We start from the raw sequence: 21368 nt of genomic DNA, 5'->3' as shown, positions 1-21368 counted from the left end.
ATCAGCACGGGGCCCGCCCCGATTTTCGGAAGGATCGGTACTATATACCCACGAGGGGTATCAAGAACCTTTCTGGACAACGAGCCATCATCATTCACAACGGTTCCACAACGGGAGGACGCGATGACAACCACCGAGGCGGCCGGCGCGCCCGACCGTACGGCCCAGGAGCCGGGCACCGTGCCCGTCGTACACGGCTACCACAAGCAGAAGGACGAACACCTCAAGCGGCTGCGCCGGATCGAGGGCCAGATCCGCGGGTTGCAGCGGCTCGTGGACGAGGACGTCTACTGCATCGACATACTCACCCAGGTATCGGCTTCCACCAAGGCCCTGCAGTCCTTCGCGCTCCAGCTCCTGGAGGAGCACCTGCGGCACTGCGTGGCGGACGCCGCGGTCCGCGGCGGCGAGGAGGTCGACGCGAAGGTCGAGGAAGCCACCAAGGCGATCGCCCGGCTGCTGCGCACCTGAAGCTGCTTGCCGGTCGGCGGTGGTGCGGTGGGAGCGGGAGCGGTGGTAAGGCTGCGGAGCGGGGTGGCTGAAAAAAACCGTCGATCGGTACGGTCAGGGCGGTCAGGGCGGTCAGGGCGGTCAGGGCGGCCGGGGCTTCCTGCCCGGCCGCACCGCGTCCTCCCGTGACGGAGTCCGCTCAGCGTTCGTGTTCGGGTTCGCGTTCACGGTCCCGGCGGGCGCGGACACACCCCTCCGGGGGAGCGGTCCGCGTGGACCGCTCGGTCCTCACCATCAGCACCTCGTCGATGCGGGCCTGGCTGAGCCGCTCCTCCAGCGAAGCGGCGGCCGCGATCATCAACTCTCCGCACAGTTCGATCTCGACGAGGGCGATGCGGTCCTGCATGGTCAGCACTCCGGCCATGGCCATCACCCCTTTCTGAGCCGACTTCCCAGCGTAGGGAAACGCGCGCATGCCGCGCATGGCACGGACGGACCATTTCCCACTGGTTCCTGACGGTTCCTGCTCGACGGTTCCGCCTACTCGACGGTTCCGGCGTAGATATCACCGAGGGGCGGCAGCGTCACGGCCACCGGTGCGCCGAAGTCGTAGAGCAGCGTCGTCGACGCCACCTGAACCGTTTGTCCCTTGTTGGCGAAGCTGAAGATCTCGCGCACCTTGCGCAGCCGGCCCTGGACGTCGAAGTAGGCGTCGAAGGGCACCCCGGGTCCGGCGAACCCCTTCGCCGCCGCTGCCAGCACCGCTCTGGCCTCCGGCGTCGCCGCGTTCCGTGCCGCCACCGCCAGATCGGCGGTCCCCTTGTAGTGCCGCACCCGCACGCCGGCCAGCTCCTCCGTACCGGCGTACGCCACCCCGCGCGCCCCGCGCAGCAGCTCGGCCGCGACCAGCGGATCGGTCGCCCCGTTGGTCACCAGATTCCCGTCGGAGAGCTTCTCCGGCTCGATCCGCACCCACTGGCCCGCCGGCACATTGGCGCCCCGGTTCTTCATGTAGACCGCGGCGGGCGTCAGGAGTTCGGTGATCGGCGGATGCTCCTCGGCCCCCGCGGCATCCGGGGGCAGGACGACCCGGAGCCGGCCGCTGCGCCGTCTGAAGTCGAAGCCACCGGTGCCCCGGATGGTCACCCGCGTCCCGCCGGTCGCCATCGTCATGGCCGTCCTGGCCCGGGAGCTGCCCGCCCCGGCCAGGACGTGCGCGGCCTCCCGCACCGCCTCCGGCCCGCCGTTCCGGTCGTCGGCCGATGCCCCTGCCCCGCCCGTACAGCCGCCGGCCCCCACCACCCCCACCAGAGCGAACGCGGCGCCGGCGAGCGCCCTGGCCCTGCCTCTGTACTGCTGCACCATCGCCTGCCAACCCCCAACGCCTGGCCAGATATCGTCCGCGCCCTCCTGCTCCGGATAACGAGTTCCGTGAACCCCCGTCACGCCCCAGTACCGTGGACGGGTGCGCGACGACGACCCCCTGCGGAACACCCGGCAGCACGCCACCACGACCTCCGAGCGCGGCTCCTTCTGCACGGCCCGCTGTGTCTGCGGCTGGGCCGGCCCGGCCCGCCGCTCACGCGAACGCGCCCGTACGGACGCGACGGAGCACACGACGCAGACCTGAGGCGCCCGACCGCCCACCGGGCAGCCCGACAGCCTGACGCGCCGCCGACCGCCCGCCACCGCGGCCCGGCGACCAAGCGGGCGGTCCCGCCATGGAACCCGTACGCCCCGGCGGCTCGTCTCGTACCCGGGAGGTCCACACATGCAACGCCGCACTCTGCTCGCCGCCATACCCGTCCTGGCCACCGCCGCCGCCTGCCGTAACACGAATAGTCCGGGCAATCCGGGCAGTTCAGACCAGAAGCCGCCGACCGCCACGGCCGGGCCGACCACCACCGGGGCCACGGCCGGCAGCACCCCGCCCGGCGCAGCCGGCTCCGGCTCCGTTCCGCGTGCGGCCGCCGACTGGACCGCGCTCGCCCACGGGCTCGACGGCAAACTCGTCCGCCCCGGCGACGCCGACTACCCCACGGCCCGTCAGCTCTACAACACCCGGTACGACAGCCTGAAGCCCGCAGCCGTCGCGTACATAGCGGGCGAGGACGACATCCGTGAGTGCCTCGCCTACGCGCGGGCGCACCGCATACCCGTCTCGATACGCAACGGCGGCCACTCCTACGCCGGCTGGTCGTCCGGCAACGGCCGCCTCGTCATCGACGTGTCGAAGCTGTCCCACGTATCCGCCGACGGCACGATCGGCGCGGGCGCCAAGCTGGTCGACGTCTACGAGACCCTCGGCAGGAGTTCCCGCGCCATCCCCGGCGGCTCCTGCCCCACCGTCGGCATCTCGGGGCTCACCCTCGGCGGCGGCCACGGCGTCGCCTCCCGTGCGTACGGCCTGACCTGCGACAGCCTCACCTCCGCCACCCTGATCACGGCCGACGGCAAGCGCCTGACGGCCAGCGCCAAGGAGAACAAGGACCTGTTCTGGGCGCTGCGCGGCGCGGGTAACGGCAATTTCGGCGTCGTCACCGGCATGACCTTTCGTACGCACACCGCCCCGCAGACCGTCTCCGCCTATATGTCCTGGCCCTGGTCGAAGGCGCACGCGGTCATCGACGCCTGGCAGAAGTGGGGCCCCGGCCAGGCCGACGAGATCTGGTCGTCGGCGCACCTGGAAGCGGCTTCGGGCGGCGGCACCCCGGGCGTCTCCGTCGCGGCGTTCTCGCTGGGCACGTACGGAGACCTCCAGAACGCGGTCGACCGCCTCGCCGACCGGGTGGGCGCCCCGGCCCGTTCCGTATCACTGCGCAGGCGCGGCTACGAGGACGCGATGCTCGTCTATGCGGGCTGCGCGAGCCTCAGCGAGGACCAGTGCCATCTGCCGGGTCCGACGCCCGGCCGCCGGACCGCGGGGACACTGCAGCGCGAAACGTACGCAGCCGCTTCGGACTTCTACGACCGCACCCTCCCCGCGGCCGGCGTCAACGCCCTGCTGTCCAGGACCCAGGCCTTCGCCGCCCTGAGCCCCACCCAGGGCGCGGGCTCCGTCGCGCTCACCGCGCTGGGCGGCGCGATCAACCGGGTCTCCCCCTCGGCCACGGCGTTCGTACACCGGCGTTCACGGGTGCTGGCCCAGTACATAGCGTCCTGGCAGCCCGGCACCGCGGGCACCGACCAGCAGGCCTGGCTCGGGGACACACACCGGGCGATGGGCCCGTACGCGTCGGGGGGCGCCTACCAGAACTACATCGACCCGAAGCTGACGGACTGGCGGACGGCGTACTACGGGGCGGGGGCCCCGAAGCTCGCCGGACTCAAGAAGCAGTACGACCCGCAGCGGCTGTTCGACTTCCCGCAGGCGCTCTGAGGACCGGGGCCCGGGGCAGAGCCCCGAAAACACCCGCACCCCGGAACCCTGTCACGCAGCCAGATCGTTCCGCCCGGTCTCCGACCGCGCCTCGGGAATCTCCACCGCGGCAGCCGCCACCGCCCGCACCCGCCGCGACCGCACCAGCACCCGCCCCCGCCCGGACCGCGCGACGGCCCGCACCACCGGGGTCAGCAGCGCCATCGCGAACGGCGAGAGCAGCAGCGTCACCGCCGTCCCCAGCGCGAACCCGCCGATCACATCCGTCGGATAGTGCACGCCCATGAAGACCCGGCAGAACCCCTCGGCCAGCGCGAGCCCGATCGCGGCGAGCCCGAACTTCCGGTGCGCCACGAAGAGTCCGGCCCCGATCGCCATCGCCAGTGTCGCGTGGTCGCTCACGAACGAGAAGTCGGTCTTGCCCTTCACCAGGACATCGAGCCCCTGATGCTCGGCGAACGGCCGGGCCCGCCCGACGAATCCCCGGATCGGTACGTTCAGCAGAACCGCGATCCCGGCGGCCAGCGGCGCCCAGATGATCCCGGCGACGGCCGTCACGGCCGACTCGGTGTCCGGCCGCTTGCGCACACTCCACCAGCACCCCAGCACCAGCAGCACCACCGCGAGCAGGATCCCGTACTCACCGATGAACTCCATGGCCCGGTCCGCCCAGCCGGGGGCCGACTTCGCGAGGCCGTTGATGTCGTAGAGCAGCCGGACATCGGGGTTCGACCCATCACTTGCGAGCCCGGCCATTCGCTGCCCCTTGCCTTTGCCTTCGCTCCACTGCGCGGCGTACGTCCGTGTAAGCCGCTGTACCAACCCCCGCGGTCAGTGCGCACTCTGGTAGGTGTCCAGGACAAGGGAACGCCCGGCACACCCACGGCGTTCCGCTCTCTACCGAAAGATCACCAGGCCGTTATCGAAGAGTGACTCATCGTTGCAGCTCAGAGGTGCCGGAGTCACAGTGAGTTCAAGCCAGGCGACGGACCGTCTCAGGCTTTCGATCCGTTTTTGGGGAGTGATTTCGCGCCATCCTGGGTGACGCGCGTGGCCCCGAAGTAGTCCGGTGAGTCGATCTTGTCGAAGCGGATCACCGACCCGGTGTACGGCGCGTCGATCATGTAACCGCCGCCCACGTACAGCCCCACATGGTGGATGGCACGGGAGTTGGAGAGGTCGTTCGAGAAGAACACCAGGTCCCCCGGCAGCAGCTGATCGCGGGACGGATGCTCCCCGGCGTTGTACTGGTCGTTGGCCACGCGTGGCAGCGTGATCCCGACGCTGTGGTACGCGGCCTGCGTCAGACCCGAACAGTCGAACCGCCCACCCTGCCCTGCGGTGCCGGTCCCGCCCCAGAGGTACGGAGTACCGAGCTTCTGCTGCGCGTAGTAGATGGCCGCGGCGGCCTGCTGCGAGGGAGCCACCCCGTTGACCGGCCTGGCGAAGCTCTTCTCCAGGGTGCGGATGACCTTGACGTAGTTCTGCGTTTCCCGGTACGGCGGTACCCCGCCGTGCTGGATGACGGCGTACGACCCCGCGTTGTACGCGGCGAGCATGTTGTCACTGACGTCACCGGGCACGTTCTTGACGTATTTGGCCAGTTCGCAGTCGTACGACGCGGCAGACGGAATCGCGTCGGCCGGATCCCAGATGTCCTTCTTGCCGTCGCCGTTGCCGTCGACACCGTGCGTCGCCCAGGTGCCGGGGATGAACTGGGCCATCCCCTGCGCGTTCGCCGGGCTCCTGGCCGTCGGGTTCCAGCCGCTCTCCTGGTACAACTGTGCCGCGAGCAGAGCGGGGTTGAGCGCGGGGCAGAGGTTGCCCCACTTCTGCACGGTCGCCTGGTAGGCGGCCGGCACGGCGCCCTTGGCCAGCGCGACGGTGGAACCGGTGCTCTCGATTCCGGCCGCAGCGGAGTACGTTCCGACGACGAGCAGGCCGATGAAGCCCAGACTCGCCCCGAACCCGATCCCGCCCATGACCAAGACTTTGCGCATCCCTCAACCTTCCCCCATTCGGCCCCGGTTCACCGCCTACTTCACCCGGAAGCCCGAACAGCTGAGGCCGGCGTAGTCCGTTGGGGTTGATTTGCCGTGATAGAAGACGACTGTCCAGTCACCGGGGTCGGCCGAGGAAGCGACCGAGCGCCTCGGGATGGTCGGTGATCTCGTCCCGGATGACCTTGATCGCGACCAGCCGTCCGCCGGGCGAACGCCCCAGGCAGACCTGGCCCATACCTCCTGCCGAGCCTGGCGAGCAGTGCGTGCGCGCCTATCCGCGTCGGGTCCTGAGGTCTGAACGCTTCCACTGGCCCAACTGTTTCAGCACCGGCCAGCACGATCAAGAGGTACCCGACGGCTCTGGGGAGCACCCACACTCCACCCGGAGTCCCGGTCGTCCGGCTCTGCGAAGTGGTCGGACCCGCCTGCCTGAACCGCCTTCGTTCCCGGCGGACCGGGCCCCCGATTCAGGCCCGGCGCGTGGCGCCCACGAGGGAATCCGCGAGGCTGTCGGCGACCGTGTCGTTCAGCGGCGCGTGCCCGAGCAGGAATCGGTACCAGAAGACCCCATAGACCTGATCCACCATCAGCAGGTCCAGGTCCTGATCGGCCCGGAGTTCACCGCGCCTGGCTGCCGGCTTCGAGGGCAAGTTCTGGCCCTATCTGCGCCTCCTCCAGCCCGCCCTGCCGCGACTGCGCAAGGACGGTTCGGTCACCCTGGTCACCGCGGCCTCAGCCCATGCGGCCTTCCCCGGCACCGCAGGACTCGCCGCGATCAACGGCGCTCTTCAGGCGATGGTCCCGCCGTTGGCCACGGAACTGGCCCCCTTGCGGATCAACGCGGTCGCGCCCGGCGTCATCGACACTCCCTGGTGGGACCGGGTCCCGGCCGAACAGCGCGAGGCGCTGTTCGAGGGGCTGGCGGCCGGCACTCCGGTCGGCCGCGTGGGTCAGGCGGAGGACATCGCTCGTGCCATCCACATGTTCGCCCTCAACGGATTTGTCACCGGCGTTGTGCTGGACTGCACGGGCGGCTCGAATCTGGCCGCGGGCCGCTGACCGCAGGACCCCCCTTATCCAGCCGACCCGGCGTCGATCAAAGGGCGTTGGGCCTCACGGCCGGCCCGTCAGCGCTGCAGCTTCTTGAAGGTGTACACGCCGCCACGCGCGGCCGGCACGGAGGTGCACCGGACCAGTGAGCGCGCGCTGCCAGGACGGCCACCGCTCCGGCCTGGCCGCCGGTACTCCACGAAGTACGTCCCGTGCAGGACGACGTGGCTGTCCGGGCCCAGCGAGCAGGTGATCGTCGTACCGGTCTCGGTGCCCGTCCTGGCGGCGGCCGCCAGGGGGCCGGCTGCGGGCCCGACCGCGGCGGACCCCGGCTCGGCGCCCGGCGCGGAGCCCGGCTCCCGTACGGCCCGGACCACGATGCCGCTGACCTGCGTGCCGCCGCCCGCCCCGCCGCCGAGCCGGACGCCCGGCGCGGGGTGGACGAGCGCGGCGACGAAGCCGTCGGCCGGGACCACCGCGGCGAAGTCGCCGTCCCAGGACCAGCCGGATTCGACGTCGTACGACAGGTCGGCCGGGCTCATCCGGTCCAGGTCGACCTGGATCGCGGGCCCGGGAGCGGACTTCACCACCGATCCCGGCTCCAGCGGGCCGGCCGCGAAGGCCAGGACCACCTGCCCCACCGGAAAGACGACGTTCTGTCCCTGGCCGGCCAGGGACAGCGCACAGACCGGCACCGGCCCGCCCCCCTCCGGGGCGGGCTGCGCCAGACCGCACGAGAGCGGCATCGCGGTGGTGTCCGAGATGGTGACCGCACCGGGCGTACCCCCGCCGATGACCGTGGCGCGCGCACCCTCGCCGACATCGAGGGTCTGCCCCGGCGAGACCCGGGTGAGATCCACCCCGGCGAGCCGGGCACCCTCCGGGGTCTCAGCGGCCGTGACGAAGGCGTAGTACTGCTCGGTCCAGGCCAGTTCGGTCCGGGTCGTGTACGTCCTCGCGGAGCTCCACAGGACGGGCAGCCCTCCGTTGCTCTGCTCACTCTGCACGGCCTTGAACATCAGCAGCCGGTGACCGGTGGCGGTCAGCTGACGTACCGTCCCGGCAGGCATGTTGACCCGGACCGCGTACCGCACACCGGGAGCGGCGAACCGGTGCGGCGCGCTCCGGGCGGGCCCGGCGTGCGGGACGGGACGGGCGGGCCGGGCGGGTGCGGTCCCGTCGCCCCTGCCCAGCAGCGCGGGCACCAGGGCGGCGGCACCCGCTACCGCGCCGCCCGCGGAGACCTGCCTGAGAAAGGTGCGCCGGGACTGCTCAGCCATGGGATGTCCTCCGAGTCTCGCAGTGACTGGGGCCGCAGGGCAGCCCCGCGGGCACCTCAGCACACCCCCGGACGGCACGGTGCGAGGCACACGGCCGGGCCGGGACGCCTGTACCCGCACGGCCGAAGAACGGGACGGAGCACGCCCGGCGTTCGCATCCGGTGTTCGGACCCGGTGTTCGGATCCGGTGTTCGCCCTCCCGTTCGGACCCGGCGGAAACCGGATGGCGGAAACCGGACGGCTTCCCCTCCCCACGCAGCGGCGTCATTGCCCGGCGTCACCCTCCGTGATACACAGAGTAACCATCCATGTTCGACCGAACACGAGTCCGCGCCGCAGGTCAGAGCGGGATGTTCGGACAAATGTGCGGGCATGTGGGTAAAGAGAGCCGCCGGGTTACACACGGGGGCAGTTTCATCAGCGAAGATAGGGCGTGACCCGTGTACTGAAGCATGGGCACGAACTACCCGATAGGGGCGGTGAGTTACATGAACCTGGCAGCCGACAAGGGCGACATCAGCACCATCATCGGCGGAATCGCCCCCAACTGGGGGCCGTTCGGCAGTCTCGGCAACGAGGCACGGATCATGGTCGAGGTAGTGATGGCGGTCGCCATCCTGCTCTGCCTCGGCATCGCGATCTGGGGTGCGGCCAAGCAGCGTATCGGCGCCACCGCACTGCGGGACACCTTCAGCGCGGAACAGGGCAAGGGCCTGATCGTCGCCGGGCTCACCGGCGTCTTCATCATCGGCTCGCTGGGAACCGTCTTCACCATCGTGTACGGGATGGCCGTCTGACCTCGCATCACCCGTCCCGCACTCCCCGGGCGTGCCCGGCCCACCCAGAGGTTGCGCATCCCTGATGTCGAGTCACCACAGCCCGCCCGTGCGGGAGCCAGCACAGTTACCGTCGTACTGCACAACACGGCAAACGGTTGAGGGGACGTCCGCGGCATGAGTCTCGGAGACGAGAGCAACTACGGCAGCGACGCGGGCCGCTCCGACGGCATGGGCGGCTCGGGCCAGACCCGTACCCGTCTGCCCGAGGGCGAGGGCGACCCGTACGGCACCGCCAGACGCCCCGTACGCGCCTCGCGCTCCCTCATCACGGTCGTGGGCGTCGTGGTGCTGCTCATCGCCGCCATCGCCTTCGCCAACCGCGGCAACGGCAGCGGCGGCGACTCGTCGGACGGCAGCAACGGCGCGAAGAGGCCCGGCTCGAACGCCACGGCGGCGTCCGGCGTGAAACCGGTCACCGGCAGCAACAGCGGCATCGCCTCCGGCTTCGCCCACACCGGCCAGGGGGCAGAGAGCGCCGCGGCGAACTACGCGGTGGCGCTGGTGTCGGCCGACATTCTGAAGCCTGCCCGCCGCGGCGACATCGTGAACAAGGTGTTCGTGCCCAGCCAGGTCGACGCGTTCAAGAGCAAGCTCGACAAGGCCTACAACAAACAGTTCCTGGACAAGATCGGACTCGACGCCAACGGCAACGCCGGCAAGGGCCTGACCTATGTCTCACGCACCGCACCCATCGGCACCAAGGTCACCCAGCAGTCCGGCGACACCGCGACCGTCGCGGTCTGGTGCACGGGAGTGTTCGGCACAGCAGGCGTCGGCTCGACCAGCCCGGTGACCAGCGACTGGTTCACCATGACACTCAAGCTCCAGTGGGTGAACGGCGACTGGAAGGTCGAGAGCTTCGCCCAGAAGGACGGCCCCGCACCGGTGAACACCGACAGCAAGGCCTCCACCGCCGACGAGATCGCCAAGGCAGTCGAGCAGTACGGAGGGTTCACCTATGCCCGCTAACCCACGCCGCGCGCTCACCGTGGCGGGAGCCCTCACCGCCGTACAGACAGCGGCGGTGCTGCTCTCGGCCCGTGCCTTCGCCGCCCCTTCACCGACCCCGACGGGGCCAGGGGCGCCCTCACCGTCGTCGTCGGCCAAGGACAACTGCGACCTCATCATCGGCCGCGCCCGGGAACTCTGCGAGGGAGACGCCGGCAGCACCGCCAACACCAGCAACACCCCCCCGGCCGATTCCCTCGACCCCCTCTCGTCCCTGGCCAAGGGCTGCGCCGACGCCGCCGCCTGGATCGTCGGCAAGCTCTCCGACGCGGTCAAGGGCACGGCCAACGTCGACTTCACCAACAGCTCCTTCCTCCGCCAGTACGCCGTAGTCTTCGCGGCCTCCACCATCCTCACGCTCGTCCTCTGGCTCCTCGCCGTGGCCAAGCGCGCCGTCCGCGGTGTCCCCCTCACCACCGCGCTCTCCGAGGCCATCGGCTTCCTCTGGCTGACCGTCATCGCCTCCGCGTTCACCCCGCTGATCCTCTACACACTGGTCTCGGCGACCGACAGCGTCACCGAGGTCATCGCGTCGGCCACCGGCGGCAAGAACGACGTGTTCTTCGGCGCTTTCGCCGAAGCGCTCAAGAAGGGCTCCGACATCGGCGGCGGCCCGATCATGCTGATCGTCACGTCCCTGGTGTCGATCCTCGCCGCCGGCGTCCTCTGGCTCGAACTCGTCATCCGGGCCGCCCTCCTGTACGCCGGCGCCCTCCTCGGCACCGTCGTCTACGCAGGCCTCGTCGACAAGAACATGTGGGGCCACGTCCGCCGCTGGGCCGGCATCATGATCGCGGTGATCATGGTCAAACCGGTCATCGTGATCGTGCTCGGCCTCGCCGGCGCACTCTCGTCCGGCAGCGGCCCCAACTCCTTCTCCGCCGTCGTCTCCGGACTGGCGATCATCCTCCTCGCCATCTTCGCCAGCGGCATGATCTACCGCTTCGTCCCCGGCTTCGGTGACGAGGTCGCCGCCTCCCGCACCAACCGCAAGTCCGCGACCGACGGCTCCCAGGCCGCCGCCATGATCAGCTCACCCGCCGCCCTCGTGTCCCAGGGCATCAAGACCCACAGCAGCCGCGGCGGGGGCGGCGGAAACGACAGCGGGAGCGGCGGAGGCGGCGGCGGACGCCCCGCCAACCCCATCTCCGGAGGCGTGGCGGCCCACAGCAGCCGCGGCGGCTCCGGCGGCCAGAGCGGCGGCGGAAACGGCGGAAAGATCCCCAACGCCGCGACCCCGCCCCGTAACAAGCCGAGCAGCTCCGGAACCCACAGCACACGCAACAACGGCACAGGAGGAGGAGGGCGTTGACGACCCAGTCCCAGCCGGTCGCGCCCCGCCGCACGTATCTGATCGGCCGCGCCCGGCCATCGGCGATCGTCGGCAAGAACCGCGAGACGGGCGAGATCGCACTGATCATCGCGGGCGCCTTCGTCGGCATGATGTGCGGACTCCTCGTCCCCGTCCTGCCCCTGCGCATCGTGACCCTGACCGGCTTCCCGATGCTGGCACTCGCCGCGGTGTACGTCCCGTACAAGCACCGCACGTTCTACAAATGGTTCGAGATCAACCGCAGCTACAAACGCTCCCTGCGCCGCGGCACCGCCTACCGCTCCCCCACCATGGAAGCGGGCGTCGCGCTCGACGGCCGCGAGGTCGAGGTCGGCCCGCCCCCCGGCATCGGCCGGATCAACTGGCTGGCGGCCCCCTTCGGCCCCGACGAGATCGCCGTACTGCTGCACGCCGACCGGCGCACCGTCACCGCCGCCATCGAGATCGAGGGCCCCGGCGTCGGCCTGCGCGACTCGGAGGACCAGGAAGCCCTGGTGGACCGGTTCGGCACCTTGCTCAAGCACGTGGCCAACGGCGACGGATTCGTCACCCGCCTGCAGATCCTCGCCCGCACCCTCCCCGCCGACCCGGACGCCCACGCCAAGGACGTCGCCCAGCGCGGCGACCCCCGCGCCCCCGGCTGGCTCCAGGACTCGTACGACCAGCTCGCCTCCATGGTCTCCACCTCCAGCGAGCAGCACCGCGCGTACCTGGTCGCCTGTATGCACTTCACCCGCGAACTGGCGTCCGAAGCCCACGCCATGGCCCGCGCCGCCCGGCCCGCCGCCGGCCGCAAGCTCGACAGGGACGCCGGCCTCGCGGTCGTCATGGCCCGCGAACTCACGGACATCTGCGCTCGCCTCGCCGAGGCCGACATCCGGGTACGCCAGCCCCTCGGCCAGGGACGGCTCTCCTCACTCGTGCACTCCATGTACGACCCGGACCACCCCATCGACCACATCCAGGCCATGACGAAGCGCAACGCCTGGCCCGCCGAACTCGACGCCATGGAGCCCACCTACCTCCAGGCCAAGACCCGCGAGTCCTCCACCCGCGCACCCTGGTGCCACGCCACGGCCTGGGTGAAGGAGTGGCCGATGACCCCCGTCGGCGTCAACTTCCTCGCCCCGCTGCTCGTCCACACCCCGGACGTGATCCGTACGGTCGCGGTCTGCATGGACCTCGAACCGACCGAGGTCGCCATCGAGCGCATGCTCACCGAGAAGACCAACGACGAGGCCGAGGCGTCCCGCGCCGCCAAGATGAACCGGACCGTCGACCCGCGCGACGTCGCCACCCACGGCCGCCTCGACCAGCGCGGCGAAGACCTCGCCAGCGGCGCGGCAGGCGTCAACCTGGTCGGGTACATCACGGTCTCGTCCCGCTCACCCGAAGCACTGGCCCGCGACAAGCGGACCATCCGCGCATCGGCCGGCAAGTCGTATCTCAAGCTCGAATGGTGCGACCGCGAGCACCACCGCGCCTTTGTGAATACGCTGCCGTTCGCGACCGGCATCCGCCGATAGGGGACCTGTGATGCGAGACCCGATGTCAGCCGTCACCGACGCCTTCTCCGCGTTCCTCTTCGGCAAGGTCGAGACGACACGCCTGCCGGTCCGTACGTCAACGGGCCAGGCGCAGGCGGTCTACCTGCCGACCGCCGCCCCCGGCCTCGGCGACTCCGGCGTGATCATCGGCCGCGAGGTCTACTCGGGCAAGGGCTACATCTACGACCCCTTCCAGCTGTACGGACAGCAGCTGCCCGCCCCGCACTGGCTGGTACTCGGCGAATCCGGCAACGGCAAATCCTCCCTGGAGAAGACGTACGTCCTGCGCCAACTGCGGTTCAAGGACCGGCAGGTGGTGGTCCTCGACGCCCAGGGCGAGGACGGCGCCGGTGAATGGGCCCTCATCGCCCAGCAGCTGGGTATAACCCCCATCCGGCTGGACGCGATGGCCGCGCTCGACGACGGCATCCGGCTCAACCCGCTGGATCCGGCCATCGCCACCACGGGCCAGCTGGCCCTGCTCCGCACGATCATCGAAGTCGCCATGGGCCACGGCCTGGACGAACGCTCGGGCTTCGCGCTCAAGGTGGCGCACGCCTACGTCAACGAGACGATCACCGACCGCCAGCCGGTCCTCACCGACATCGTCGAGCAGCTCCGCCACCCCGAACCGGAGTCGGCGGAGGCGATGAACGTCGGTACGGACGATGTACGGGCCTGGGGCCTGGACGTCGCCCTCGTCCTGGACCGCCTGGTGGACGGTGACCTGCGCGGCATGTTCGACGGCCCGACCTCGGTCGGCATCGACCTGGACGCGCCGCTCATCGTCTTCGACCTGTCGCACATCGACCGCAACTCCATCGCCATGCCCATCCTCATGGCGATCGTCGGTGTCTGGCTGGAACACACCTGGATCCGCCCCGACCGCAAGAAGCGCATCTTCCTGGTCGAAGAGGCCTGGCACATCATCAACAGTCCCTTCGTGGCACAGCTCTTCCAGCGCCTGCTGAAGTTCGGCCGACGGCTCGGCCTGTCGTTCGTGGCAGTGGTCCACCACCTGTCGGACGTGGTGGACGGCGCCGCCGCCCGGGAGGCGGCCGCCATCCTGAAGATGGCCTCGACACGGACGATCTACGCCCAGAAGGCCGACGAGGCACGGGCGACGGGCCGCGTCCTGGGCCTGCCGCGCTGGGCCGTCGAGATCATCCCGACCCTGACCCCGGGCATCGCCGTCTGGGACGTCAACGGCAACGTCCAGGTCGTCAAACACCTGATCACCGAGGCCGAACGCCCCCTGGTCTTCACCGACCGCGCGATGACCGAGTCGTCCACCCCGGAAGCCGACGACGCGCTGACCCTCCAGCTGGAGACGGAGGCGGAGGAACGGGCGGCCAGGATCGAACGGAAGCTGAACGAGTCCTCAGAGTCGACGGTGGCCTGATATGCGCGACACCCCGCACCACGGGCACCACCAGCCACACGAGCACCAGCCATACGAGCACCAGTCACACGAGCACCGGCCATACGAGCACCACAGCCGGCACCGCCCGCAGCACCAGCAGCCGTCCCAGCCGCAGTCACGCGGCATCCCGGACGGGCTGCTGATCGCGCTGATCGTCTTCCTGCTCGGGCTGACCCTCCTGGTCTGGCTGGCCACGGGCCTCGCCGCCGTATTCGCCCACGGCGCCTGGCCGGCCGACGTGACCGTCACGCACACCCCGGTGGCCATCCGCGAACTGGCCGCGTCCCCGCACGACCTCGCCGCCGCCTGGCCGGACACCCCGCCGGGCCAACTCTCGGGGTACGGGCTGTTCTGGGGCCTGCTCATCAGCGAAGTCCTGGTCCTGGTGGTGCTGACCGTCTTCGTCCTGGGCACAGTGACCCGCTGGCGCGCGGTACGCACCGCCCGGAGGACAGCCGCAGCCCGGGACAGGGCCGGAGCCGCCCCGCAGTACGGTACGGACGAGGGTCGTTACGGAGAGGCGTCGGCCGGCCCCACCGGCACACCACGCGTCGCGCCCCCGAGGTCACCGGAGCGGAGCGCACCACAGCCGCACACACCGCAGGGGAACGAACGGGCCGGCCAGACCAGCCAGCTGGAGCAGCCCGAACAGCTACAGCAGACCGGGCAGTCCGTACGACCCGACCTCCTGGCCGAGGCTGCCGCGTCGCCGGCCGCCGCCACACCGACCCCGGGCGCCACAGCTGCCCCAGCTGCCCCAGAACCAATTGCCTTCCCCACCCCGATCGCCCCCGTCCCGGCCGCCGCCGAAGCGCTCCTCCCGGTGCCCCTGGTCCGCTTCGGTCCCGCGGCGGCCCGCCGGGCCGCCGCGGTCCAGGCCGTGAGCGACGCGGCGGGCCCCGCACTCGTCGTCACCTCCTCACCGGCCGTCTGGTCGGAGACGAAGGACGCCCGGGCCAAGCTCGGCCCCGTACTCGTCTACGACCCCGGCCACCTCTGCGACACCCCCGCCCGCCTCCACTGGTCCCCCACCAGCGGCTGCGAGGACGCCGACACCGCGGCCGCCCGGGCCATCGCGCTGCTCTCACCGGTCCGCCCGACCGCCCGTATCGACACGACCATGGCCGAGACAGCCGAAACACTCCTGTGCAGCTGGCTGCACGCCGCGGCCGTCGACGGCCGCCCGTTCCGGCAGGTGCACCGCTGGGCCCAGGGCGCCGGTCAGGCCCAGGAGGCGGTACGTATCCTGCGCACCCACGCCCGGGCGCGCTCCGGATCGGCAGGCCTGCTGGAATCGGCGCTCACCGCCCACCCCGAACGCCGCGAGGTGGCCCAGGAGCTGACGGCCCGTGCACTGAGCGCGCTCTCCTCGGTCCACATCCGCGAAGCCTGCACGCCGAACCGAACCGATACGGTCACGCTGGAATCATTCATCCACGAGGGGGGCACTCTCTATGTGGTGGGTGAAGCAATCGAGGATCCGCGCACGCACCCCGGCGCCATGCCCTTGCTCACCGCACTCGCCTCCAGCGTGGTCGAGCACGGCCGCCGCTTGGCCGCACGGTCAACTGACGGTCGGCTCGACCCACCAATGACGCTCGTCCTGGACGACGTCGCCGCCGTGGCCCCGCTCCCGTATCTGCCGGAGCTGCTGGCCACCGGCCATGAGCAGGGCCTGCACCCGCTGGCGCTGCTCCGCTCCCGCGAGCAGGCACGCAACCGCTGGCCGTACCAGGAACTGCCCGACGCCACACCCTTCTGAGGTCGCTCAATGCCCGTACGGAGGGCGGGGGAGACGTAGGGAGACACTGGAAGGAGCCAGCACGCCAAAAGAATCCGGAAGGATCTACTCCCAGTCCCAGTCGATCCCCACCCGCCCCGGCCGTACCTCCTGCTCCACGATATGGACGGAACGGTACAGACCGCTGAGCGTCAGATCCCGCCGGGCTCCCCGTACCGTCCCCGCCGTGGCCTGCGCGAAGCGCCGGCACCGTACCGGAAGCGCATGCTCGTCGAAGCGGACCTGCAGGACGTACTGCCCACCGGCGAAGCTGAATCCGCGCACGTACTCGCTGCTCGGCCCACCGGTGCCATCCTCGAACCCGTACCCGAACACATACGTCTCCCCCGCCCGCAGCCGCGCGTCGAACAGCAGCTCCGCCACGACCACCCCGGTCTCCCGCTCCCACCGCACCCGCCCCGTACGGCAGTTCTCCCCGGCCAGGACCTCCACCCGCCCCGGGTCGCACCCGGGGTCTCCGTGATGGATGGCCACGTACCGGTCCACCCCGTCCCGATGGGCACGAACGACATGCTGCGACGCGCGGCCGACGAGGCGCCGGTCGGCCCCGATCCGTACGGACTCGTGGTGGCCCACCGTGTGCAGCCCGCCGTCCGCCGGACTCTCCATCCCGGCGAGCAGTGCCTCCAGCACCGCTGCCCCCGCCACCAGTGAACGGTACGAGCGACCGGCCGGCCGCTCACCCGTACCGTTTCGCTGCCCGCCCCACGCAGGCCCGCCGTCCCCCTCCGCAAGCAGCCGTACCAGCGAATCGGCGGGCAGCCGCAGCACCTCCTCCAGCGCGCTCACCGCCCGCAGCGACTCGGCACGCCGGGGCCGCCGCACCCCCTGCTGCCAGTAACTGAGGCTCGTCACCCCGACCTTGACCCCCCGGCTCGCCAGATGGTGCTGGACCCGGTGCAGCGGCAGCCCCCGTACGGCGAGGGCGGTACGCAGAGCGAGATGGAAGGGGCCGCTGTGCAGGGCCCGGGCGAGCTCGGAATCGGCGGCGGCCTTCGGAGCCGACCCCGGGATCCGTTCCATCAGCACCCCTCCGGTTCCGGTGAACATTCACGGCGGACGGCGGAGCAGCGCAGCGGACGAAGCCGACCGTGCAGGTGGGGAGAGAGGCCGTTCACAACCGGCCACGCGCCATTCACAGTGCCGTATCCCCGCGTATTCAACCGCGTTGACCGGCACACAACAACAGCCGATGCTCACCACAGCGTCCGGACGCGCTCCTCCAATCCACCCCCCACCCCGGGAGGAACACGATGCGCACCCACAGGAGACGGCTGCCCCTGGCCGCCATCGGCACGGCGGCGGCCCTGTTCGCCCTGCCCGCCACCACAGCCTCAGCCACCGCCACCCACAGCCCGGCCGCCCCCGCGACCGTGACAGCGGCGACGGGAGCCAAACGCCTGAACATCACCATGCAGGAACAGCAACAGACCAACTGGTGCTGGGCCGCGACAGGCAACACCATCGCCGGCTGGTACGGCCGCGACTACAGCCAGAACCAGTTCTGCAACGCCGCTTTCGGCTACAGCCAGAACGGCAACTGCCCCAACGACCAGGCCACCCTGGGCAACGTCCAGAACGGCCTCAACTGGGCCGGTATCAGCCCTGGTTCGTACGTCACCGGCTGGCTCCGGTCCTCCACCGTGCAGACCGAGATCGACGCCGGCCGCCCCATCGCCGACCGCATCCAGTGGTCGAGCGGCGGCGGGCACATGAATGTCGTCTACGGGTACGACACAGCCGGCGACTGGATCTACTGGGGCGACCCGTGGCCGTCGGACAACCGCTACAACTGGGCCGCCCACGACTGGTACGTCAGCAACGACGAGTTCTCCTGGACCCACTCGCTCTACCGGATCGGGGCGTGACCACCATGCAGAAACGCCTCACGCGCCCCGCCTCGCACAGCCGCACCATCCTGCGAGCGGCCGTCGCCGGAGCCGCGGCCACCGCGGCACTCGCCCTCGCCCCCAGTGCCTCCTCGGCCGACCACTCCACCGGCCCCGCCGCGCGCCTCACCGATTCTGCAGCCGACCGCAGCGCCGCCCAGCAGGCAGCGGCAGCCCCCGCAACCCTGCACACGCTGGCGCGCTTCTTCGCAGCCTCCGGCGCCCACCCCTCGGTGGCGGCGGCCGCCCCGTCACCGCAGATCAAGGGCGCGGCCGTGCCCGTCTACACACTCTCCCCGGACTTCGTCGCAGCCCGCTCCGACGCCCCCGTCGCGCGGCTGGACTTCCTGGCCAGTACCGCGGTCTCCGCCGACGGCCGGAAGGCATCGGTATGGACCGTCCCGCAGGGGGCCTCCTGGCAGGTGGTGAACATCGCAACCGGCGACGACGAAACGCGCTACGCGGCAAAGGGCGCCGCGAAACTGCCAGGCGGCACCGTCTTCCATGAGCCGCAGATCAACGCCTGGTACGTCGCGAAGGGGGCCCGGATCCTGCCTCTGGACACCGAAGCCGTACACGCGGTCGGCGCCCACGGCACAACACTCGCCGCGTATCAGCACCGGGTCCACGAGGCATACGGCGACAAGCTGCCGGGATCGGCGTACGCGAAGAAGGGCGAGGCGGGAGGCTACGCGGACGCCGCCACCGGCACCGGCACCGGCACCGGCACCCATAACACCGCGACGACACACGACAACGCGGCCGCCGGGTCAGCCGGCTCGGCCGCGAGGTCGCTGATGGCGGGCGGGGCCGGGGCCCTGGCGCTGGGACTCGGCGCCCTGTTCGTACGCCGCATGGCCCCTCACGCCGGGCGGTCGACCACCATCTCCAGCTCGCGCTCCCCCGCGTCGCCGGGGGCCGGGACGGAGTAACCGGTCGGTACGAAACCGACCTTGCGGTAGAAGCCGGCAGCCCGCCGGTTGGCCTGGTGCACGAAGAGCCGCACCCGCTCGATCCGAGGCTCGTCCAGCGACCATGCCCACTCCATCGCCGCCCGGAAAAGCTCCTGAGTGACACCCACCCCACGGGACTCGGGCCTTACATACACACCGACCAGGTGTGCCTGCGCTACGGAGTTCAATTCGCCGAAGATGCCCTCGGCCCCGACGGGTTCGACCAGCACGACCACGGTGCCGGACCACACCCCGTCGGGGCCCTCCGCGATGAACTGCCGGGAAGAACCACCGTGCGAGGCGCCGGCCGCCCGGTCCTGCCAGAAGGAATCGGGCCGGGCGATGGCCGCTTCATAGGTTTCGAGATAGGCAATGGGTGCCGCGGGATCCTGGAGCGCGACGAGCCGCAGCTCCTTGACCTTGAGCCACTCATCAGCCCGCACAGGTCGTATGACGTCGTCCATGCCGGGAGCCTGCCAGACAGACCCGCTGGACCGCACGTGGATATTAAAACTGCAGGTGGACGCAGAAATGCCTCAGCCCCGGACCATAACGGTTCCGGGGCTGAGGCTAAAAATTGTTCGGCGGCGTCCTACTCTCCCACAGGGTCCCCCCTGCAGTACCATCGGCGCTGAAAGGCTTAGCTTCCGGGTTCGGAATGTAACCGGGCGTTTCCCTAACGCAATGACCACCGAAACACTATGAAATTAACCAACACCGGTAACTACACGGTCGTTCGTTATTTCAGAACTAACACAGTGGACGCGAGCAACTGAGGACAAGCCCTCGGCCTATTAGTACCAGTCAGCTCCACCCGTTACCGGGCTTCCACATCTGGCCTATCAACCCAGTCGTCTACTGGGAGCCTTAACCCCTCAAAGGGGGTGGGAATACTCATCTCGAAGCAGGCTTCCCGCTTAGATGCTTTCAGCGGTTATCCTTTCCGAACGTAGCCAACCAGCCATGCCCTTGGCAGGACAACTGGCACACCAGAGGTTCGTCCGTCCCGGTCCTCTCGTACTAGGGACAGCCCTTCTCAATATTCCTACGCGCGCAGAGGATAGGGACCGAACTGTCTCACGACGTTCTAAACCCAGCTCGCGTACCGCTTTAATGGGCGAACAGCCCAACCCTTGGGACCGACTCCAGCCCCAGGATGCGACGAGCCGACATCGAGGTGCCAAACCATCCCGTCGATATGGACTCTTGGGGAAGATCAGCCTGTTATCCCCGGGGTACCTTTTATCCGTTGAGCGACAGCGCTTCCACAAGCCACTGCCGGATCACTAGTCCCGACTTTCGTCCCTGCTCGACCCGTCGGTCTCACAGTCAAGCTCCCTTGTGCACTTACACTCAACACCTGATTGCCAACCAGGCTGAGGGAACCTTTGGGCGCCTCCGTTACTCTTTAGGAGGCAACCGCCCCAGTTAAACTACCCATCAGACACTGTCCCTGATCCGGATCACGGACCGAGGTTAGACATCCAGCACGACCAGAGTGGTATTTCAACGACGACTCCACAACCACTGGCGTGGCCGCTTCACAGTCTCCCACCTATCCTACACAAGCCGAACCGAACACCAATATCAAACTGTAGTAAAGGTCCCGGGGTCTTTCCGTCCTTCTGCGCGAAACGAGCATCTTTACTCGTAGTGCAATTTCACCGGGCCTATGGTTGAGACAGTCGAGAAGTCGTTACGCCATTCGTGCAGGTCGGAACTTACCCGACAAGGAATTTCGCTACCTTAGGATGGTTATAGTTACCACCGCCGTTTACTGGCGCTTAAGTTCTCAGCTTCGCAACCCCGAAAGATCACTAACCGGTCCCCTTAACGTTCCAGCACCGGGCAGGCGTCAGTCCGTATACATCGCCTTACGGCTTCGCACGGACCTGTGTTTTTAGTAAACAGTCGCTTCTCGCTGGTCTCTGCGGCCACCCCCAGCTCACCAAGTAAATCGGATCACCAGGAATGGCCCCCTTCTCCCGAAGTTACGGGGGCATTTTGCCGAGTTCCTTAACCATAGTTCACCCGAACGCCTCGGTATTCTCTACCTGACCACCTGAGTCGGTTTAGGGTACGGGCCGCCATGAAACTCGCTAGAGGCTTTTCTCGACAGCATAGGATCATCCACTTCACCACAATCGGCTCGGCATCAGGTCTCACCCTCCATGCCATCCGGATTTACCTGGATGACGGGCTACACCCTTACCCCGGGACAACCACCGCCCGGGCTGGACTACCTTCCTGCGTCACCCCATCGCTTACCTACTACCACCTTGGTTCAGCGGCTCCACCACTCCCCTTTGCCCGAAGGCTCCAGGACGGCTTCACGGCCTTAGCATCAATGGGCTCAGTACTGGGCGTTTCAAAGCGGGTACCGGAATATCAACCGGTTGTCCATCGACTACGC

The 21368-nt window shown here is 69.3% G+C and carries 20 protein-coding genes and 2 rRNA genes (1 of these 22 only partly in view); 12 read left to right on the top strand and 10 right to left on the bottom strand.

What is annotated here, in order from left to right; translation table 11 throughout:
- The first annotated feature begins 123 nt into the window (after positions 1-123).
- A complete protein-coding gene (locus OG452_RS18355) occupies positions 124-471 on the top strand; it encodes a metal-sensitive transcriptional regulator (RefSeq protein ID WP_327296649.1) in 348 nt (115 codons plus the stop codon).
- A gap of 178 nt (positions 472-649) precedes the next feature.
- On the opposite strand, the gene OG452_RS18350 is transcribed toward OG452_RS18355, so the two are convergent.
- Positions 650-874 carry a hypothetical protein gene (locus tag OG452_RS18350; RefSeq protein ID WP_327296648.1) on the bottom strand — a complete coding sequence of 75 codons (225 nt, stop codon included), beginning with the start codon at positions 872-874 and terminating at the stop codon, positions 650-652.
- Between the two features lie 116 nt (positions 875-990).
- Positions 991-1815 carry a hypothetical protein gene (locus OG452_RS18345; protein ID WP_327296647.1) on the bottom strand — a complete coding sequence of 275 codons (825 nt, stop codon included), beginning with the start codon at positions 1813-1815 and terminating at the stop codon, positions 991-993.
- A gap of 100 nt (positions 1816-1915) precedes the next feature.
- Here OG452_RS18345 and OG452_RS18340 point away from each other — a divergent pair, with 100 nt between their 5' ends.
- Entirely contained in the window at positions 1916-2080 is a 165-nt protein-coding gene (locus tag OG452_RS18340) for a hypothetical protein (protein WP_327296646.1), read from the top strand.
- Positions 2081-2221: 141 nt separating this feature from the next.
- Complete coding sequence (locus tag OG452_RS18335; RefSeq protein WP_327296645.1) at positions 2222-3829, top strand: FAD-binding oxidoreductase; 1608 nt, start codon at positions 2222-2224, stop codon at positions 3827-3829.
- Positions 3830-3880: 51 nt separating this feature from the next.
- Here the strand turns inward: OG452_RS18335 and OG452_RS18330 are convergent, their stop codons facing one another.
- The 3 genes from OG452_RS18330 to OG452_RS18315 all read right to left on the bottom strand — a co-directional run bounded on the left by OG452_RS18330 (position 3881) and on the right by OG452_RS18315 (position 6482).
- The gene (locus tag OG452_RS18330; protein WP_327296644.1) at positions 3881-4585 is read right to left on the bottom strand and encodes a phosphatase PAP2 family protein; all 705 of its coding nucleotides are present in this window, start codon (positions 4583-4585) and stop codon (positions 3881-3883) included.
- Between the two features lie 239 nt (positions 4586-4824).
- Entirely contained in the window at positions 4825-5829 is a 1005-nt protein-coding gene (locus OG452_RS18325; RefSeq protein ID WP_327296643.1) for a C40 family peptidase, read from the bottom strand.
- 470 nt (positions 5830-6299) lie between these two features.
- Complete coding sequence (locus tag OG452_RS18315) at positions 6300-6482, bottom strand: TetR-like C-terminal domain-containing protein (protein ID WP_327296642.1); 183 nt, start codon at positions 6480-6482, stop codon at positions 6300-6302.
- Here OG452_RS18315 and OG452_RS18310 point away from each other — a divergent pair.
- Positions 6460-6891: an SDR family oxidoreductase gene (locus tag OG452_RS18310; protein WP_327299685.1), complete on the top strand. Its 432-nt coding sequence runs from the start codon at positions 6460-6462 to the stop codon at positions 6889-6891. The two genes, OG452_RS18315 and OG452_RS18310, sit on opposite strands and share 23 nt — an antisense overlap.
- Before the next feature lie 68 nt (positions 6892-6959).
- Here OG452_RS18310 and OG452_RS18305 read toward each other — a convergent pair whose 3' ends face one another.
- The gene (locus OG452_RS18305) at positions 6960-8162 is read right to left on the bottom strand and encodes a twin-arginine translocation signal domain-containing protein (protein WP_327296641.1); all 1203 of its coding nucleotides are present in this window, start codon (positions 8160-8162) and stop codon (positions 6960-6962) included.
- Positions 8163-8650: 488 nt separating this feature from the next.
- Between OG452_RS18305 and OG452_RS18300 the strand changes: the two genes are divergently transcribed.
- The 6 genes from OG452_RS18300 (at position 8651) to OG452_RS18275 (ending at position 16074) form a co-directional block, all read left to right on the top strand.
- Positions 8651-8959 carry a hypothetical protein gene (locus tag OG452_RS18300; RefSeq protein WP_164265700.1) on the top strand — a complete coding sequence of 103 codons (309 nt, stop codon included), beginning with the start codon at positions 8651-8653 and terminating at the stop codon, positions 8957-8959.
- Positions 8960-9115: 156 nt separating this feature from the next.
- Entirely contained in the window at positions 9116-9970 is an 855-nt protein-coding gene (locus OG452_RS18295) for a hypothetical protein (RefSeq protein ID WP_327296640.1), read from the top strand.
- Positions 9960-11321 carry a hypothetical protein gene (locus OG452_RS18290; protein WP_327296639.1) on the top strand — a complete coding sequence of 454 codons (1362 nt, stop codon included), beginning with the start codon at positions 9960-9962 and terminating at the stop codon, positions 11319-11321. The genes OG452_RS18295 and OG452_RS18290 overlap by 11 nt, the downstream gene beginning before the upstream one ends.
- Positions 11318-12868 carry an SCO6880 family protein gene (locus tag OG452_RS18285; RefSeq protein ID WP_327296638.1) on the top strand — a complete coding sequence of 517 codons (1551 nt, stop codon included), beginning with the start codon at positions 11318-11320 and terminating at the stop codon, positions 12866-12868. The genes OG452_RS18290 and OG452_RS18285 overlap by 4 nt, the downstream gene beginning before the upstream one ends.
- Before the next feature lie 10 nt (positions 12869-12878).
- On the top strand, positions 12879-14291 hold the full coding sequence (locus OG452_RS18280) for an ATP-binding protein (RefSeq protein ID WP_327296637.1): 1413 nt from the start codon (positions 12879-12881) through the stop codon (positions 14289-14291).
- A 1-nt stretch (position 14292) separates the two neighbouring features.
- Complete coding sequence (locus tag OG452_RS18275) at positions 14293-16074, top strand: type IV secretory system conjugative DNA transfer family protein (RefSeq protein ID WP_327296636.1); 1782 nt, start codon at positions 14293-14295, stop codon at positions 16072-16074.
- An 84-nt stretch (positions 16075-16158) separates the two neighbouring features.
- Here the strand turns inward: OG452_RS18275 and OG452_RS18270 are convergent, their stop codons facing one another.
- A complete protein-coding gene (locus OG452_RS18270) occupies positions 16159-17136 on the bottom strand; it encodes a hypothetical protein (RefSeq protein ID WP_327296635.1) in 978 nt (325 codons plus the stop codon).
- Positions 17137-17366: 230 nt separating this feature from the next.
- Here OG452_RS18270 and OG452_RS18265 point away from each other — a divergent pair, with 230 nt between their 5' ends.
- Positions 17367-17981 carry a papain-like cysteine protease family protein gene (locus OG452_RS18265; RefSeq protein WP_327296634.1) on the top strand — a complete coding sequence of 205 codons (615 nt, stop codon included), beginning with the start codon at positions 17367-17369 and terminating at the stop codon, positions 17979-17981.
- A gap of 5 nt (positions 17982-17986) precedes the next feature.
- Positions 17987-18934, top strand: coding sequence for a hypothetical protein (locus OG452_RS18260; RefSeq protein ID WP_327299684.1), 948 nt, complete (start codon positions 17987-17989; stop codon positions 18932-18934).
- Here the strand turns inward: OG452_RS18260 and OG452_RS18255 are convergent.
- From OG452_RS18255 to OG452_RS18245, 3 genes are all read right to left on the bottom strand, one after another.
- On the bottom strand, positions 18865-19419 hold the full coding sequence (locus OG452_RS18255; RefSeq protein ID WP_327296633.1) for a GNAT family N-acetyltransferase: 555 nt from the start codon (positions 19417-19419) through the stop codon (positions 18865-18867). The two genes, OG452_RS18260 and OG452_RS18255, sit on opposite strands and share 70 nt — an antisense overlap.
- A gap of 115 nt (positions 19420-19534) precedes the next feature.
- Positions 19535-19651: ribosomal RNA gene (rrf, locus tag OG452_RS18250) — 5S ribosomal RNA — on the bottom strand.
- Positions 19652-19729: 78 nt separating this feature from the next.
- Positions 19730-21368: ribosomal RNA gene (locus tag OG452_RS18245) — 23S ribosomal RNA — on the bottom strand (it continues 1485 nt past the right edge of the window).

It is taken from the genome of Streptomyces sp. NBC_01197 (assembly GCF_036010505.1).
GTDB lineage: Bacteria > Actinomycetota > Actinomycetes > Streptomycetales > Streptomycetaceae > Streptomyces.
Note: the sequence above shows the minus strand (reverse complement) of the source record. Positions and strands in the feature narration are given on the sequence as shown.